This window comes from Mesorhizobium sp. M0019 (genome assembly GCF_040323975.1).
GTDB lineage: Bacteria > Pseudomonadota > Alphaproteobacteria > Rhizobiales > Rhizobiaceae > Mesorhizobium.
This window is the reverse complement of record NZ_JAMYVK010000037.1, coordinates 44280-58499: the sequence shown is the minus strand read 5'-3', so window position 1 is coordinate 58499 and position 14220 is coordinate 44280. Positions and strand designations below refer to the sequence as shown.

General features: G+C 61.7%; 17 protein-coding genes. 13 read left to right on the top strand and 4 right to left on the bottom strand.

What is annotated here, in order from left to right:
- Positions 1-145: 145 nt before the first annotated feature.
- Positions 146-451, bottom strand: a complete 306-nt coding sequence (locus NKK47_RS24150) for a hypothetical protein (RefSeq protein ID WP_023677305.1) — start codon at positions 449-451, stop codon at positions 146-148.
- Positions 452-687: 236 nt separating this feature from the next.
- On the opposite strand from NKK47_RS24150, the gene NKK47_RS24145 reads away from it, so the two are divergent.
- From NKK47_RS24145 to NKK47_RS24095, 11 genes are all read left to right on the top strand, one after another.
- The gene (locus NKK47_RS24145; RefSeq protein ID WP_352578497.1) at positions 688-1980 is read left to right on the top strand and encodes an Nramp family divalent metal transporter; all 1293 of its coding nucleotides are present in this window, start codon (positions 688-690) and stop codon (positions 1978-1980) included.
- Between the two features lie 560 nt (positions 1981-2540).
- Positions 2541-3098 (top strand): FMN reductase, encoded by a 558-nt coding sequence (gene msuE / locus NKK47_RS24140; protein ID WP_023677302.1) that lies wholly within the window; start codon positions 2541-2543, stop codon positions 3096-3098.
- A gap of 52 nt (positions 3099-3150) precedes the next feature.
- On the top strand, positions 3151-4515 hold the full coding sequence (locus NKK47_RS24135; RefSeq protein ID WP_352578496.1) for an LLM class flavin-dependent oxidoreductase: 1365 nt from the start codon (positions 3151-3153) through the stop codon (positions 4513-4515).
- A 40-nt stretch (positions 4516-4555) separates the two neighbouring features.
- Complete coding sequence (locus NKK47_RS24130; protein ID WP_352578495.1) at positions 4556-5404, top strand: ABC transporter permease; 849 nt, start codon at positions 4556-4558, stop codon at positions 5402-5404.
- A 58-nt stretch (positions 5405-5462) separates the two neighbouring features.
- Positions 5463-6461: an ABC transporter substrate-binding protein gene (locus NKK47_RS24125; protein ID WP_352578494.1), complete on the top strand. Its 999-nt coding sequence runs from the start codon at positions 5463-5465 to the stop codon at positions 6459-6461.
- Positions 6462-6498: 37 nt separating this feature from the next.
- Entirely contained in the window at positions 6499-7260 is a 762-nt protein-coding gene (locus NKK47_RS24120) for an ABC transporter ATP-binding protein (protein ID WP_352578493.1), read from the top strand.
- Positions 7261-7348: 88 nt separating this feature from the next.
- On the top strand, positions 7349-7981 hold the full coding sequence (locus NKK47_RS24115; RefSeq protein WP_352578492.1) for a BA14K family protein: 633 nt from the start codon (positions 7349-7351) through the stop codon (positions 7979-7981).
- Positions 7982-8109: 128 nt separating this feature from the next.
- Positions 8110-8439 carry a DUF2934 domain-containing protein gene (locus NKK47_RS24110; RefSeq protein ID WP_352458206.1) on the top strand — a complete coding sequence of 110 codons (330 nt, stop codon included), beginning with the start codon at positions 8110-8112 and terminating at the stop codon, positions 8437-8439.
- Positions 8440-8442: 3 nt separating this feature from the next.
- Complete coding sequence (locus NKK47_RS24105) at positions 8443-8592, top strand: hypothetical protein (RefSeq protein WP_023677295.1); 150 nt, start codon at positions 8443-8445, stop codon at positions 8590-8592.
- Between the two features lie 463 nt (positions 8593-9055).
- Complete coding sequence (locus tag NKK47_RS24100) at positions 9056-9853, top strand: helix-turn-helix domain-containing protein (protein ID WP_352578491.1); 798 nt, start codon at positions 9056-9058, stop codon at positions 9851-9853.
- Positions 9828-11363, top strand: a complete 1536-nt coding sequence (locus NKK47_RS24095; protein WP_352578490.1) for a GNAT family N-acetyltransferase — start codon at positions 9828-9830, stop codon at positions 11361-11363. Before NKK47_RS24100 ends, NKK47_RS24095 begins: the two co-directional genes overlap by 26 nt.
- A gap of 147 nt (positions 11364-11510) precedes the next feature.
- Here NKK47_RS24095 and NKK47_RS24090 read toward each other — a convergent pair whose 3' ends face one another.
- Positions 11511-11690 (bottom strand): hypothetical protein, encoded by a 180-nt coding sequence (locus NKK47_RS24090; protein ID WP_352451462.1) that lies wholly within the window; start codon positions 11688-11690, stop codon positions 11511-11513.
- Positions 11691-11826: 136 nt separating this feature from the next.
- Between NKK47_RS24090 and NKK47_RS24085 the strand changes: the two genes are divergently transcribed.
- The gene (locus NKK47_RS24085; RefSeq protein WP_352578489.1) at positions 11827-12087 is read left to right on the top strand and encodes a hypothetical protein; all 261 of its coding nucleotides are present in this window, start codon (positions 11827-11829) and stop codon (positions 12085-12087) included.
- A 3-nt stretch (positions 12088-12090) separates the two neighbouring features.
- Entirely contained in the window at positions 12091-12351 is a 261-nt protein-coding gene (locus tag NKK47_RS24080) for a hypothetical protein (RefSeq protein WP_352455449.1), read from the top strand.
- Here NKK47_RS24080 and NKK47_RS24075 read toward each other — a convergent pair.
- Positions 12348-13052 (bottom strand): SOS response-associated peptidase, encoded by a 705-nt coding sequence (locus tag NKK47_RS24075; RefSeq protein ID WP_352578488.1) that lies wholly within the window; start codon positions 13050-13052, stop codon positions 12348-12350. The two genes, NKK47_RS24080 and NKK47_RS24075, sit on opposite strands and share 4 nt — an antisense overlap.
- Before the next feature lie 112 nt (positions 13053-13164).
- Entirely contained in the window at positions 13165-13380 is a 216-nt protein-coding gene (locus tag NKK47_RS24070) for a hypothetical protein (protein ID WP_023677289.1), read from the bottom strand.
- Positions 13381-14220 lie beyond the last annotated feature (840 nt).

The following is a 14220-nucleotide window of genomic DNA, read 5'->3' as shown; positions in this document are numbered from 1 at the left end:
CTTCAATAGCCGCGCCCTTCTTGCAGCGTCGGAGATTAGCGAAGGCCGCGATGAGGGCCAATCTCCCCCCTTGAGGGGGAGATTGGCCGGCAGGACAGGGGCGGGCGCTGTCCCGCCAGCGATCAAAACTACCCTTCCCGCTAGCTCATATCCCGGAGCCATCCACCAGCGGCACATCTTCGCCCTCCCAGGGGCTCGGCATCGATCCCTTGCTGAGATTGGCCGACGGCAGCGGCATCCAGCACTTCAGTTCGGGTTCGGCATATTCGACGATGCGTCCTGGAGACGAGTCGGAGGCGCGCCAGCCTTCGCTGCCGAACTGATCGGCGCGGGCCCAGTAAGCCATGTCGACCTCGGCCGGACCCTGTTCGGACGGCCGAACCGTGACAAGGATTCTGCTGCCGTCCCTTGGCGCGCTCGACATGTGGCGCCACTGACCGGGCTCGTCCATTGCATTTCCTCCTGCGATCTTCGCCTCGAACGGATAGTCGCTTCGCGTTCGGAAGCGGTCAACCCGAACTTTTTTGCCTGAGACAAAACCCCTGTCCCGTCGTCGCGGAACAAGTCATGGTACGCCGGGTTTGGGCAAGTTGTTGAAGGAAGCAAAATGAGACCAGCGCCGCGACCGATCCTTACCATTATTGCATGGCAGGCCGCGTCTTTCGTTCGCAACCCGGTCCGGTCGCAATGAGGCAGGCCGGTTCCGATCATTCCATCCCACCGAAGGAGGGCAAAGGCGGCATAGGACGAGCGCTCGGCCTCGGACTGATAACAGGGGCGGCCGACGACGATTGTTCCGCGATAGGCACCTATGCCAGTGCCGGCGCCCGTTTCGGACCCGACCTGCTCTGGACGGCTCCGGTGACCTTGCCGATGATGTACGCGGTCGTCTACCTGTCGTCGAAGCTCGGCCAGGTGTCGGGGCGCGGATTGTTCCACGTCATCAAGGACTTCTACCCGCGGTGGCTGCTCTGGTCGGTGCTGTTGGGTGTGCTCGTCGGCAACACCATCGAGGCAGCGGCAGATCTTGGTGGAATGGCCGCGGCGATCAACATATTCGTGCCGCTTCCCATTCCGCTGATCGTGCTGTTCGTCGCCGCCCTCATCTTCGCCCTCCAGGTCTTCGGCTCCTATACTTTGATCCGTAACATCTTTCGCTGGCTGGCGCTGGCGCTGCTCGCCTATGTCGGTGCCGCCATTCTGGCCAAGCCGGACGCCGCGGCGGTGCTGCGCGGAACGCTGCTTCCAAGGATCGAATTCAACCGCGAGTTCCTGTCGATCCTGGTCGCCATCATCGGTACGACGCTGTCCGCCTATCTCTACACGTGGCAGTCCAATGAGGAGGTCGAGGAGGAGATTGCCCAAGGGCGAACGACGCTCAGGCAAAGGAAGGGCGCCACCGCCGGCGAACTCCGCCGCTCGCGCCGGGACATCCTCATAGGCATGACGTTTTCAAATCTCATCATGTATTTCATCATCCTGTCGACGGGTGCTACGCTCTACAAGGCGGGCCACCACGATATCGACACGGCCGCGCAAGCCGCGGAGGCGCTGCGCCCACTCGCCGGCCAGGCCGCAAGCGTTCTGTTCGCCGCAGGCGTGATCGGCGTCGGTTTCCTAGCGGTTCCTATCATGACCACCGGCGCTGCCTATGATGTGGCACAAGCCATCGGCTGGAAAAACAGCCTGCACGCCCGGGCTCGAGAGGCGCCCAAATTTTATCTCGCCATCGGATTTTTTACGGCGATCGCCGCCGGCCTCAACTTCCTCGGCTTCAATCCGATGAAGGCGCTGGTCTGGTCCGGCATCGTTCAGGGCTTCTCGACGCCGCCCTTGCTGCTGCTCATCATGCTGATGACGAACAGCCGCAGGATCATGGGGGAGCAGGTGAACAGCCGCAGCACCAACATACTCGGTTGGGCAACGACCGCCGCTATCTTCTCGGCGACGATCGGCCTGGTGGCCACCTGGTTCATGTAAATCCGGCAGGACAAGGGACGCCGCTAGTTGGATTACCCGTTCCCGCTTGCGGATTGCCCCAGCTTTGCCGGCCTTGGAAACTCCACAACATCTCCCACCGGCCGCTTGTATTGCGCTGCGACAATTGCATCGATCAGGAGATCCAGAGCCGCACGAGCCGTGCGGCTCGTCTCGTCCTCGCCGCTCAAATAGTGGCAGGCTCGTTCAAGGTGCAGGTGTGCGGCGGCAAAGTCGCTTGTCATAGGCATCTCCCTGTTGCCCGCCCGCCGGCAAGATGACCGCCTCGATTTAGCCAAAAGCAAATATCCACAGCCGGATTTGAATCAAATTGACCTGATTCACCGCAGCCCTAGGGACAAGGTGCTGCCAGGCCTTTGCGTCGCTGGTCGATGCGCTGCGGGCGCAGTGCGCCGCATTGAATGAACCAATTGCGGGCGATGTGCCGCAAACTCCGTTCGCCCAATGCGCTACCTTTGAAATTTTCTCGCTCTTTTAATTCTACAAACTCTCTAGACTTAACATAGATCGCTTGAAGTGGATCGCTTGAGAGGGAGCCAGGAATGTCGAAAAAGCTCGTGGTGGGGCTGTCGGGCAATTTGACCCGGCCATCGAAGACCAAGGCGTTCGTCAGCCACATTGTCGGGCAGGCCGCCGAAAGCATCGGCGCGGCCTCGGCCGTCTTCGACATCGAGGATCTCGGCGCGTCCCTGCCGCAGGCAAGGCGCCTCGGCGATCTCGACCCGGCGGCGCGCAACATCGTCGAACGGCTGCTGGGCGCCGACATCCTGGTGGCCGGCTCGCCGACTTTCAAAGGCAGCTATACCGGGCTTTTCAAGCATTTCTTCGACCTGCTCGATCCGTCATCGCTGAGGGGCAAGCCCGTCATCCTCGCCGCGACCGGCGGCGGCGAGCGCCATTCGCTGATCGTCGAGCACCAGTTGCGGCCGCTGTTCGGCTTCTTCGAGGCACTGACCGTGCCGACCGCGATCTACGCATCCGACAAGGATTTTGCCAATGGCGTGCTGGTGTCGGAAGCCATCCACGCCCGCGCCCGGCAGGCGGTCGCCGAGGCATGCCGGGTAACCGGGGTGCCCTACGGCGTCGGCCTTGCCGCCTGAGCGCACCGCTGACCCGAGATCCCCTTTCCGATCCGTCCAGGAGCACACCGCGATGACCAGATCCACCAAATCCAGGCAAATCAAACTGGGCGCTTTCCTGCCCGGCGGCGGACAGCATATCGCCGCCTGGCGCCACCCCGAGGCGCCGGCCGACGGCGCCACCAATTTCGAGTTCCACAAGCAGCTCGCCCTGACCGCCGAGCGCGGCCTGTTCGATGCCTATTTCCTCGCCGACAATCTGACGGTCGGGCTCGGCGCCCGCGAAGGCGGCAACGCCAAGATCGCCGGCTTCGAGCCAGTGACGCTGTTTGCAGCGCTGGCGCCGCTCACCACGCATCTCGGCTTCATCGCTACCGCCTCGACCACCTACGAGGAGCCCTACACGCTCGCCCGCAAATTCGCCTCGCTCGATCATCTGTCGAATGGCCGCGCCGGCTGGAACGTCGTCACCTCGGCCGGCGACGAAACCGCGCGCAACTTCAATCGCGAGACGCAGCCTGCCCACGCCGAGCGCTATGCCCGCGCGCATGAGCATGTCGAGACGGTCAAGGCGCTGTGGGACAGCTGGGAGGACGATGCCTTCATCCGCGACAAGAAATCGGGGCGCTTCTACGACAAGGACAAGCTCCACGACATCGACCACAAGGGCGCGCATTTCAGCGTGAAAGGGCCGCTCAACGTGCCGCGCCCGGTGCAGGGGCACCCGGTCGTGGTGCAGGCGGGGCAATCGGAAGACGGTCGCAAGCTCGCCGCCCACTCGGCGGAAGTCATCTTCACCGCCCATCAGAACCTGGCGTCGGCGCAGGAATTCTATCGCGATATCAAGGCGCGCGTGACGGCCGTCGGCCGCGATCCCGAGCAGGTGCTGATCATGCCGGGCGTGGCACCCTTCGTCGGCCGCACCGAAGAAGAAGCGCGTGCCAAGTACCAGCAACTGAATGATCTCATCCTGCCCGAAGACGGCGTCGCTCTGCTCAACGGGCTGGCCGGCCAGACGCTCGACATCAGGGGCTATCCGCTCGATGGACCGCTGCCGCCGAGCAAGGAGACCGAAGGCATGAAGAGCCGCCAGGCGCTGATCCGCCAGATTGCCGACGAGCACAACTTCACCATCCGACAGCTCTACCAATGGGTGGCAACGGCCCGCGGCCATTATACCGTCATCGGCAGCGCCACGCAGGTCGCCGATCAGCTGGAGGAATGGTTCGGCAACGAAGCCGCCGACGGCTTCAACATCCTGCCGCCCTGGCTGCCCGGCGGCCTCGACGACTTCGTCGAGCTGGTGATCCCCGAACTGCAGCGCCGCGGCCTGTTCCGCACCGCCTATGAAGGCAGGACCCTGCGCGAGAACCTCGGCCTCAGGCGGCCGGAAAGCCCCTGGACCGCCGCCCGCTCGGCGGTGCTGGCCGCCGAATAATCCCGAGAAGCCCGATATTTTCCAAGCAGGAGGCAAGACGATGACCTTGCAGCACATCGAACAGGCCGCCAGCCTCGGCACGCCTGACAGCACGACAAGCCTCGGCACGGACTTCCTGCGCCTCGGTGGCCGGGCGGGCATCCGCTTCCTGTCGCGCTACGGCGTTCTCATCGCTTTCCTCGCAATCTGGCAAGTGTCGAGCAGCGCGGGCTGGGTCAACGCGGCCGTGCTGCCGCCGATCGACATGATTGTCGCAGCACTTTGGAAGGGGCTGGCCGGCGGCACTCTGCTCGGCGACATCGCCATCAGCCTGCAGCGCGCCGGTCTCGCTTTCGCGGGCGCCGTGCTGGTCGCCATCCCACTTGGCCTGTTCATGGGTCAGGTGCGCACGGTCGAAACCGCGCTCGATCCCATCCTGCAGGTTTTCCGCCAGACCTCGGCGCTGGCGCTCTATCCCGTATTTATCCTGCTGCTTGGGCTCGGCGAGGCGTCCAAGGTATTCGTCATCTTCTGGGCGACGCTGTTCCCGCTGCTGCTCAACACCATCGGCGGCGTCAAGCAAGTCGATCCGAAACTGCTGGAGATGGCCCGCGTCTATGGTGCCAGGCAGCTCACCGTCTTCCGTCGCGTCGTGCTGCCCGGCGCTGTGCCGTCGATCTTCGTTGGGCTTAGGCTCAGCGCTACCACGGCGCTGCTCCTTTTGATCGCCTCCGAAATGATCGGCGCCAACAAGGGCATCGGCTTTCAGGTGATGAACGCGCAGTACAATTTCCAGATCCCGCTGATGTTTGCGGCAATCGTCATCCTCGCCGGCCTCGGCCTGATCGCCAACCAGGCGCTGGTCAGCCTGCAGCGCCGGCTCTGCCGCTGGAGCAATGCCGTCGACTGACCACCCGCCCTTACCAATCTCAACCAGGCCAGAACTCAAATCAAGAAAGACCCGGACCATGAAAATCACCCGCCGTTCCCTGCTTGCCGGCGCGCCCTTCGCCGCCGGCCTTCTCGCCGCCGGCCTGCCGCGCTTCGCCTTTGCCGAAGCGGCACCAGTGAAGTTCCGCTCCCTCGCCAGCCGTGGCAGCATCTCTCCGCATGAGCTGGCCGGCGAGCTCGGCTATTTCAAAGGCCTCGGTATCGAGGTGGAGAATGTCGGCTATTCCGGCGGCGGCCCGGAATCATTGTTTGCGCTCGCCTCCGGCAGCGTCGATATCGGCTCGGCCGCAACCGCCGCCGTGATCAATTCGATCTCCGGCGGCAACGACTTCGTCGCCGTCTATCCGAGCAACGGCATCAACAGCAAGGTGCGCAGCGTCTTCTACGTGCTCGACGACAGCCCGATCAAATCGATCGCCGACATTGCCGGCAAGACCATCGCCGTCAACACGCTCGGCGCCCATCTCGACTACACCGTGCGCGAGGCGCTGCACAGCGTCGGCCTGTCGCCGGACGCCGCCAATCTCGTCGTCGTGCCCGGACCGCAGCTCGAACAGACCTTGCGCTCCCGCCAGGTCGACATCGCGGCGCTGGGCTATTGGCAGGCGACATTTGCCGGGGCGCTGGTCGACAATGGCGGCGTGCGTGGCGTGTTCAATGACACCGACGTGCTGGGCGAGCTGGCCGGCGGCTTCGTCGTGCTCAGGCGCGACTTCATCGCCGCGCATCCCGACGCCGTCCGCAATTTCGTCGAACAATCGGCGCGCGCCTCCGACTGGTCGCTGCAGAACCCCGACGAAGCGCGCAAGGTGCTGGCAAACATCCTCGACAAGCGCGGCGAGAACGGCGAGCTGGCGCGTTACTGGACCGGCTTCGGCCTGCGCCAGGGCGCCAAGGCGACGGACCGCGACATCGACTTCTGGGTCAGCGTGCTCGAGCGCGACGGCCGCCTGCCAAAGGGCAAGCTGAAGGCAACAGACATCCTCTACCGGCCGGGCGAAACCAAGACCAACTGACAAAAGCGACCGACCAACCAGTTGGGAGACGAGCGCGATGAGCAGCACAAGCGGCGGTCAGGTCAGCATACGCGACCTGTCCAAATCGTTCAGCATCGGCGGGCGCTCGCTCGTCGTGTTGAGGACCCTCAACCTCGACATCCGCTCGGGCGAATGCCTTGTCATCGTCGGCGCCAGCGGATCGGGCAAGACCACGCTGCTGCGCATCCTAGCCGGGCTGGAGGCCGCCGACAGCGGCGGCGTCGCCATCAACGGCAAGCCGGTGCACGGCGTCGGCGCCGAGCGCGCGGTGATCTTCCAGGAACCGCGCCTGCTGCCCTGGCTGACCGTGCTCGGCAATGTCGCCTTCGGCCTCGAAGTGCGCGGCGTGCCGAAGGCCGAGGCCGAGAAACGGGCGCGCTTCTATATCGCGCTCGTCGGCCTCGCCGAATTCAGCGATGCGTTTCCCCGGCAGCTATCGGGCGGCATGGCGCAGCGCGTCGGCATCGCCCGCGCGCTGACCGTGCAGCCCGAAATCCTGCTGCTCGACGAGCCGCTGGGCGCGCTCGACGCGATGACCAAGATCGGCATGCAGGAGGAACTGGCGCGCATCTGGAGCGAGGAGAACGTCACCATGGTGATGGTGACGCACGACCTAGAGGAAGCGATCTACCTTGCCGACCGGGTGCTGATCCTGCCCAAGGAGAAAGGCGGCGCGGCGCGGCTGATCGACATCGACCTGCCCCGCCCGCGCGAGCGCAGCGAAAGCCGCTTCGTGCGCTACCGCGAAGAATTGCTGCGCGAATTCGGCCTGCACTGAAAGCCGCCTAAGATCCCCGCCCCGCGCTTTCCTGGAACCGGATTCCCCACCCCCGCATTTCCTTAACCGGGAGGCGAAGGAGCGCGGCATGAAAGCCTTGTTCGCAATCTTTGGCGGCTTCGTGCTGACGCTTGCCGTATTCGCCAGCGGCCTCGCCTTCGCCACCTGGCTTCTAATAGCCAAGCCGGTACGGCCGGCCGCCCCGGTCTCCAGCGTCGCCGAACTGTGGACCAGGGACCCGCGACCGGTGAACCCGGCCTCGCAGCGCCTCGAGCGCCTCCCGGCCCGCCCGGTCCCCGTTCGCACCTCGGAAGTCGATCGCACCTCGAAACCCGCCGATGCCCCAGCGTCGACAACCGACATCACCGCGACCGGCTCTACCCAGCCACCAGCGGAAGAGCAGCAGACGCTACCCGCCGCCCACGTGGAATGGTGCGCCAGCCGCTACCGCTCCTACAGGCCGGACGACAACCACTACACATCTTACAGCGGACAACAGCGCCCCTGCATCTCGCCCTATCTCGGCGCCGCCGATGACGGCAGCTATTTCGAGGCGAGCGATACGTCGTCGGTGGAGGGCTACCCGCCATCGGATGAACCCGGCGCCGCCGAGCTCTCATCCGATCACGTGCAATACTGCTTCAGCCGCTACCGGTCATATCGACCGGAGGACAACAGCTATCAGCCGTATTCCGGGGGGCCGCGCAGGCAGTGCGAGTAGGCAGGCCGGGGGGTGGCTGGCGGCCGCAGTGCATGGCGCCTTGTGCGACCCCACCCAACGATCACGCAGATTTCTTGGATCGTTCGGGTTGGCGCGGCGTTCATCCGATACCCAAAGGAGAAATCAACATGGGCGACGACCGGGAAGACAAGATTCGTGAGCGCGCATACCAGATCTGGGAACGCGAAGGCGGGATCCATGGCGATCCCGAGCGGCACTGGCACCAGGCCGAGGCCGAGATCGACAGGGAGGCAGCCCTGCCACTGACGGCAGGCGATGCCCTGCCGGAAACCCGCGAGGTCGCGAGCTCCGACGTTTTGACGGTGGAGGCCCTGGCGGTGCGCACCGGCATATCGGGCGAACAGGCGCAGGGGTTGATCGACAGGCTGGGAAACGACAGGGCGGCTATCGAACAAGCCGCGCGCAACCTTAAGGGGAAGCAGCGGCTCGGGGAGTGACAGATGATCAGAAAACTCAAAGACGGAAAATACCGCCTCTATTCGCGCAAGAAGGACGAAAAGACCGGCAAGCGCCGCAATCTCGGCACCTTCGATACCCGCGAGGCCGCCGAAAAGCACGAACGCGAGGTGCAGTATTTCAAGAGGCATTGAGGGGGCGTTGGTGCCCGCCAGCCATGCCCCTGGCGGAACCTGAATTCCAGCTCGTAACAAGCCGTCGCGAAGCCGCTACAGCGTTATCAGGCGATCGGCTGGCCTATTAGGGCGATGCCGTGCAGTGGGCAAAGTTCGGCCTGCGTGGGCTGCGATTGCGACGTCGGCGCCTTAAGGCTTGGCTGTTCTGCCCTGGCAACGGCAACGCTGTTCCCCTTCGCCAGCCAGCTTATCGCTCTGTCGCTCAACGCAGTCGCTCCGACGATCACGACAGTGGCCGAAAGCTGATGCTCGAACCACACTCATTTCAGTTGCGGCGTGCCTCCCAGTTTTGATCTCGAGGCATTTCGACTTGATCCATGTGCATGACCTCAGTCTGGTCAGGCGGGACTATGCCGGCGCGAATGTCTCCGGCGATATACAATAATTCCTTATAGGGAATATACCTGCTATCATTATACCCATGAATCAGAGAGACAATATTGCATCGAAAGATGGCACCTTCGTCGATGCAGTTCGCGTCGGCAGCGGCGAGGCTGGCCGCGTAGTTGGCATATCACTGAAAACCTTGCGGCAGGCTCTCGGACTGACCCAATTGGAGCTTGCACAACGGTTGGGCGTAGGCCAAGCCGCCGTCTCGAAAATCGAACAGCGGGGCGATGTTCAGATTTCTTCCCTTCAGCGATATGTCGAAGCATTGGGCGCGCGCTTGCGTATCGATGCTGTCTTCCCAGCTGTGTCCGACGCTCTCGCCGATACCTTGAGAGCATATCAAGATGATCATGACCAATATGTATTGCCGATCTTCGACCATGACCTCAGGTCGCGTCGCGATCTTGTTCTAAGTATTAAACCCGAGTACTCCAAAAAGATTCTGGTCGGCAAGAAAACAGTCGAACTTCGGCGCAGGTTTCCATTAGCTACCCCTCGAGGAACTGTCGCTTATATCTATTCGACGTCGCCAGTGCGCGCGCTTGTTGGCGCCGCTGAAATCCGTGGTATCGAACGGTTGCCGATCAAAACCCTGTGGCAACGCCATGGCAGATCGGCCTCGATTCGTAAGGCCGATTTCGACTCCTATTTTGGGGGGCTGGATGAAGGCTACGCTCTGACGATGGTGAAGCCACGGCTGTTTTCTCGGCCCCTCGATTTAGCGGAATTGAGGGAGCGATTTGGGTTTAAGGCACCGCAGTCATTTTTGTACGCAAAGCCCAGTCTGCAAAGAGCGCTCCAGAATGAGCCGTCAAACTTATCTAATTGATACTAATGTCATAATTTTTCTAGAAGATAACAGAACGGTCGAACCGGCCTTCGCTGCGTTCACTAGTCTCGCCGCCAAGCATAAAGTGGACATATTTGTCCATGAGGCCGCGCGAGATGATATTGGCCGGGACACTGATGCAACGCGCCGCCGTATCTCCCTAAGCAAGCTCGACAAGTTCCAGACGCTAGTTAAGGTTCGCGGTCTGACAGCCGCACAGCTTCAAGCCGAATTCGGCTCTTTGCCGCGCCCGAATGACGTGGTCGATGCAACGCTGCTACATGCCCTAGCCATTAGGGCTGCCGACTTTGTTGTTACGCAGGACCGTGGGTTCCATGATCGTGCGCGTCGTCATTCGCCCGAGCTCGGACGTCGAGTACTCTTTGTGGCAGATGCCGTGCAGCTGCTCCGTACAACCTTCGAGCCTGTCGAGGCTCCAGTCCGATATGTCGAAGAGGTTTCAGCCCATTCGATCCCGCTCACTGACACGATTTTCGATAGCCTGCGCGAAGACCATAAAGACTTCGATGCTTGGTGGACCGAGAAATGCGTCAAACAGCACCGTCCATGCTGGATCGTAGACGATGGCGGCGTGGCCGGCATTCTCGTACGGAAAGATGAAATCGGCGCGGATACAGATGCAACCCAAAAAGCTGCGAAGATCCTGAAGATTTGCACGTTCAAAGTCCGGCCGGAGAAACGCGGCTTCAAGATCGGTGAGCTGTTGCTCAAAAAGGCTTTCTGGTTCGCCCAGCGGAATCGTTACAATCTCATCTATGTCACGACCTTTGAGACCCAACCCACTCTGATCGATCTCCTGGAATATTTTGGGTTCCAGCATACCGCAACAAAGGAAGATGAGGAGCGGATCTACGAGAAAATGCTGTCGCCTGCTGCACTCCCACCCGTTCCCAGCCAAAGCAGCTTTGACACACACCGCCTGAACTATCCTCGCTTTGTGGTTACTGAGGAGACCGAGGCCTTCGGGATCCCGATACAAGAAGCCTACCATGACGTTCTTTATCCGGACCTTCGCCAGCTTGTGCAGTTTGAATTGTTCGATCCACAAGGCCGCGGTGGAGGCCCCAAACGACCTGGAAACACCATCCGCAAGGTCTATCTTTGCCGCGCGCCGTCCAACCTGGGTGCCCCTGGGGCACTGCTAATGTTCTACAAGGGAAAATCCGACCTCAAGCCATCACAGGCGATTACGGCAATTGGCATTTTGGAAGATATGAAGCTCGCGGAATCGACCCGCGATCTTTTATTGATGACTGGTGGTCGCTCCGTCTACAGCGAGAAGGACCTTGAGGCTTGGCAGGCGACGCCAACGCGTCCCGTTAAGGTGATTAATTATCTCCTAGCCGCATACATGGAGCCCGCAATCCCGATCGCTCGGCTCAGACAGATGGGAGTCTTTGGTGCCCATCCTCCACAGTCGATCTTTCGGATCACGACAGCAAAGTTACGACAGCTGTTGGCCGGTCGTGATCTCGGATTCACGCCATGACAAACCGACGCGTTGTCATCGCTTTGCGGCTAGTGACGCATCATGCGCAAAACCGGTACAGCTTAAATGGCCTGGCCGGCGGCTAGGATACCGCCTCTTTGATTAGGAGTCATAACGGCGCTTGGGTTCTGGCCCACTCTCCACTCCTCAGCGCACCGCCCGGCGCCGGCCCTCCACCGTATCAAGCCGTTCCTGCAAATGCCCATTCAGCACAATCATCTCCTTGAGCGCCTTCACCGCATCGCCCTGGTGCTGGGCAATGAACTTGTCGGCGATGGCCTGCAGGGCTGCCTCCTGGCGGCTGTCCAGCCTCACGATGTGGTCCATGACGACGGCTCCGATCGTTCCTGTTGAAATTGAACAAAACGGGAACAAAAGTGTCAAGAGCGAATTGACTCTGCGAGGAATGCCTTCCTATTTGTCAGCAGGCGGGGCGGTTGCTCACAAATCGAGGAGAGCCGCGATGGGCAGACGAAAAAGCCGGTTCGACAGGCTGTCGGCGAGGGATGCGGAGGCGATCATCAGCGACGCTTTGAGCCTGCGCCGGACGGTGCTGTCGTCGCAGCTGCATCTTAAGGCGCATGGCGAGCTATTCTGGCAGCTTTGCGGGCTTGTCGAGAAATTGCACGAGGTGCTGGCCAGCGTAGCGGAGAAGGAGCCCGATTATCGGATGGCGGAGCTTGGCCTGCTTCCCCTCCCCGAGGATTACTCGACGCGGAAATGAGCCATGGCCGGGCCGATGGACAGCGTTGGACGTGCCGCCAAGGCCAACATGCTGCTTATCGTGGAGTGCGGCCATTGCTACCATGTTGGACGGTTCAGGGCGAATGACGTGGCCCAGGTGGTGGGCTGGAACAAACCGCTGCAAGCCATCAGGTTCAGGTGCAAGCGATGCAGCCGCAAGGACACGACGGTGAGGACGCAGTTCATCGACCAGGATCATCCGCCCAAGGGCTACATCTGGGTGCTGCAGAAATTCAAGCGCTAAAACAATGAGCCCTGCGCGGGCGCCTGCTCCGGAAACTTGATCTGCGTCGCCGGTTTTTCGACGATCACCAGCGCATCATCGGGCGCCGTGCGCTGCAGGTGCCTTGCCTCCGACCACGGCGCGGTGAGCCAGGTCTCGGTTTCTTCCGGCGTGGTCAGGATCACCGGCATCGCCTTCTCGTGGATCGGCGCGATCAGCGCGTTGGGCTGCGTCGTCATGAAGCCATAGACCTGGTGATCGCCGGGGCCGTCCTTGACCTTGCGAATGCCCTGCCAATGCGTCCACAGGCCGGCAAAGAAGAACAGCGGGCGGTCCTCGCCGAGTGCAAACCAGTAGTTGCGCTGGATGCCGGTCTCGGGGTCCTTGTCGCCGGGCGTCGGGCTGGGCTCGGCGAAGCTGGTGACGGGCACCACGCAGCGGTTCTCGATGCCGAGATATTGCTGCCAGTGGCCGTATTGGGGATTGCGGATGTTGGTGGTGCCGTAGTCGGCCTTGCCCTTGACCCGCTCCAGTGGCGTCGGCATGCCCCACAGCAGATTGGCCAATTCGCGTTCGCCGTCCGGCGCGTTGCGCACCACCGGGCCGGGCTGGTTGGGATAGATGTCGATGGAGGGTTCGAGATTGCCGAGGATGTCGCGCAAGGCGCGGGTCCACTGGCGGATGGCCTCCTGGCTGGTCGTGATGTTGTAGAGATTGCACATTTTCAGGCCGTTCCCGGATGCTCAGGCATCTTGTTGGAAACGGCCCGGAATTTCCAGCGCTGTCCGTTGGGTTGCTGACACGGCAGGCCGTGCAGCAATGGCTTTGTGAGACCTACCGCGCCGATTGTCTCATAGCTTGTGCGGCTACCGCCGCGAGAAAAGCCCTCGCCGCGGCATCGCAGGCCGCTCGAGACGGGCCTTTGGCGAAAAGAAGAAGCTCGGCGGCTCGAATGTTGAGCCCGTGCTTCCTTGCGAATGTGGCTAGATCGTAAGGCTTGTTGTCGTAAGGTTCGTCGTAGTCGATCGTCAGATCGTAGTTTTCTTTCATTTTCTTCCTCCCGTTAGCGATCTCCCCCCTCCTGTCGCTAACGCAAAATTAACGTCGATGGCGGCGGGCGAGTCCACCAATCAGAGATTGTGTAAAAAACGTACGAGCTCGCATGCTCACCCTCGCAACGGGCCTGCGAGCAATCGCCGCGGACCGGACCGGTCGAAAGAGCCGATTATGATGGCAATGTTGGAAAGGCTGCCACGGCCTGGTGCTACGGGTGTCCGAGACGCCTAGCGTGCCTAAATGGCCGGCATTTTCATCTTCCAGGCCCCGGTCCGCAGCCGGCCTCGTTGGGTCCGGCTAAAGGATAAATCCGGCTAATAACACTGTAAGGAGCAGCGACAGCGGAACGGCCGCAAGACACCAGATCTCCAACGTGTTGTTTTGCAGCGGGTCCATCATCAGCCTCACTTTTTGGTTTGTCATTGTGACACTAACGGTTGGTCGGAGGTAGCGGTTCCAAGCGACGCCGTTCATAGAGCGCTGCCTATGCTGCATATTAGCAACAGCTTGACGACCGCTACGTACCGCTTGGACAACTTCACTGGCGCCGGTGGATGCGTATTCCGCAGGACTCCAAGCGCCCCTCGGCATCAGTCGTGCGGGGATCGATCGCCGCCCATGATCAGCGCCGAGCCGGTCATGCCCCGGAACCCAATGGCTGCATCTATCTCCGGCCGAAGTTTCGCTACCACCGAACCGATCCGATGTTCACTCCAGCCAGCGATGCGCGTTTACAGGGACCTAAGTCTGACCTGCCTGCGCAATGGTCTTGTGTACGGCCGGCGTCGGGAACAACTGCGCCCGTCTTCAGTTGATGGCGTCACCTCCTCGAGG

Excerpts from the sequence above, each read along its gene's own strand:
- NKK47_RS24145 (WP_352578497.1), top strand. The coding sequence starts at position 688 with ATGAGGCAGGCCGGTTCCGATCATTCCATCCCACCGAAGGAGGGCAAA.
- NKK47_RS24115 (WP_352578492.1), top strand. The coding sequence starts at position 7,349 with ATGAAAGCCTTGTTCGCAATCTTTGGCGGCTTCGTGCTGACGCTTGCC.
- NKK47_RS24085 (WP_352578489.1), top strand. The coding sequence starts at position 11,827 with ATGGGCAGACGAAAAAGCCGGTTCGACAGGCTGTCGGCGAGGGATGCG.
- NKK47_RS24090 (WP_352451462.1), bottom strand. The coding sequence starts at position 11,690 with ATGGACCACATCGTGAGGCTGGACAGCCGCCAGGAGGCAGCCCTGCAG.
- NKK47_RS24150 (WP_023677305.1), bottom strand. The coding sequence starts at position 451 with ATGGACGAGCCCGGTCAGTGGCGCCACATGTCGAGCGCGCCAAGGGAC.
- NKK47_RS24080 (WP_352455449.1), top strand. The coding sequence starts at position 12,091 with ATGGCCGGGCCGATGGACAGCGTTGGACGTGCCGCCAAGGCCAACATG.
- NKK47_RS24105 (WP_023677295.1), top strand. The coding sequence starts at position 8,443 with ATGATCAGAAAACTCAAAGACGGAAAATACCGCCTCTATTCGCGCAAG.
- msuE (WP_023677302.1), top strand. The coding sequence starts at position 2,541 with ATGTCGAAAAAGCTCGTGGTGGGGCTGTCGGGCAATTTGACCCGGCCA.
- NKK47_RS24130 (WP_352578495.1), top strand. The coding sequence starts at position 4,556 with ATGACCTTGCAGCACATCGAACAGGCCGCCAGCCTCGGCACGCCTGAC.
- NKK47_RS24125 (WP_352578494.1), top strand. The coding sequence starts at position 5,463 with ATGAAAATCACCCGCCGTTCCCTGCTTGCCGGCGCGCCCTTCGCCGCC.
- NKK47_RS24135 (WP_352578496.1), top strand. The coding sequence starts at position 3,151 with ATGACCAGATCCACCAAATCCAGGCAAATCAAACTGGGCGCTTTCCTG.
- NKK47_RS24095 (WP_352578490.1), top strand. The coding sequence starts at position 9,828 with ATGAGCCGTCAAACTTATCTAATTGATACTAATGTCATAATTTTTCTA.
- NKK47_RS24110 (WP_352458206.1), top strand. The coding sequence starts at position 8,110 with ATGGGCGACGACCGGGAAGACAAGATTCGTGAGCGCGCATACCAGATC.
- NKK47_RS24070 (WP_023677289.1), bottom strand. The coding sequence starts at position 13,380 with ATGAAAGAAAACTACGATCTGACGATCGACTACGACGAACCTTACGAC.
- NKK47_RS24120 (WP_352578493.1), top strand. The coding sequence starts at position 6,499 with ATGAGCAGCACAAGCGGCGGTCAGGTCAGCATACGCGACCTGTCCAAA.
- NKK47_RS24100 (WP_352578491.1), top strand. The coding sequence starts at position 9,056 with ATGAATCAGAGAGACAATATTGCATCGAAAGATGGCACCTTCGTCGAT.
- NKK47_RS24075 (WP_352578488.1), bottom strand. The coding sequence starts at position 13,052 with ATGTGCAATCTCTACAACATCACGACCAGCCAGGAGGCCATCCGCCAG.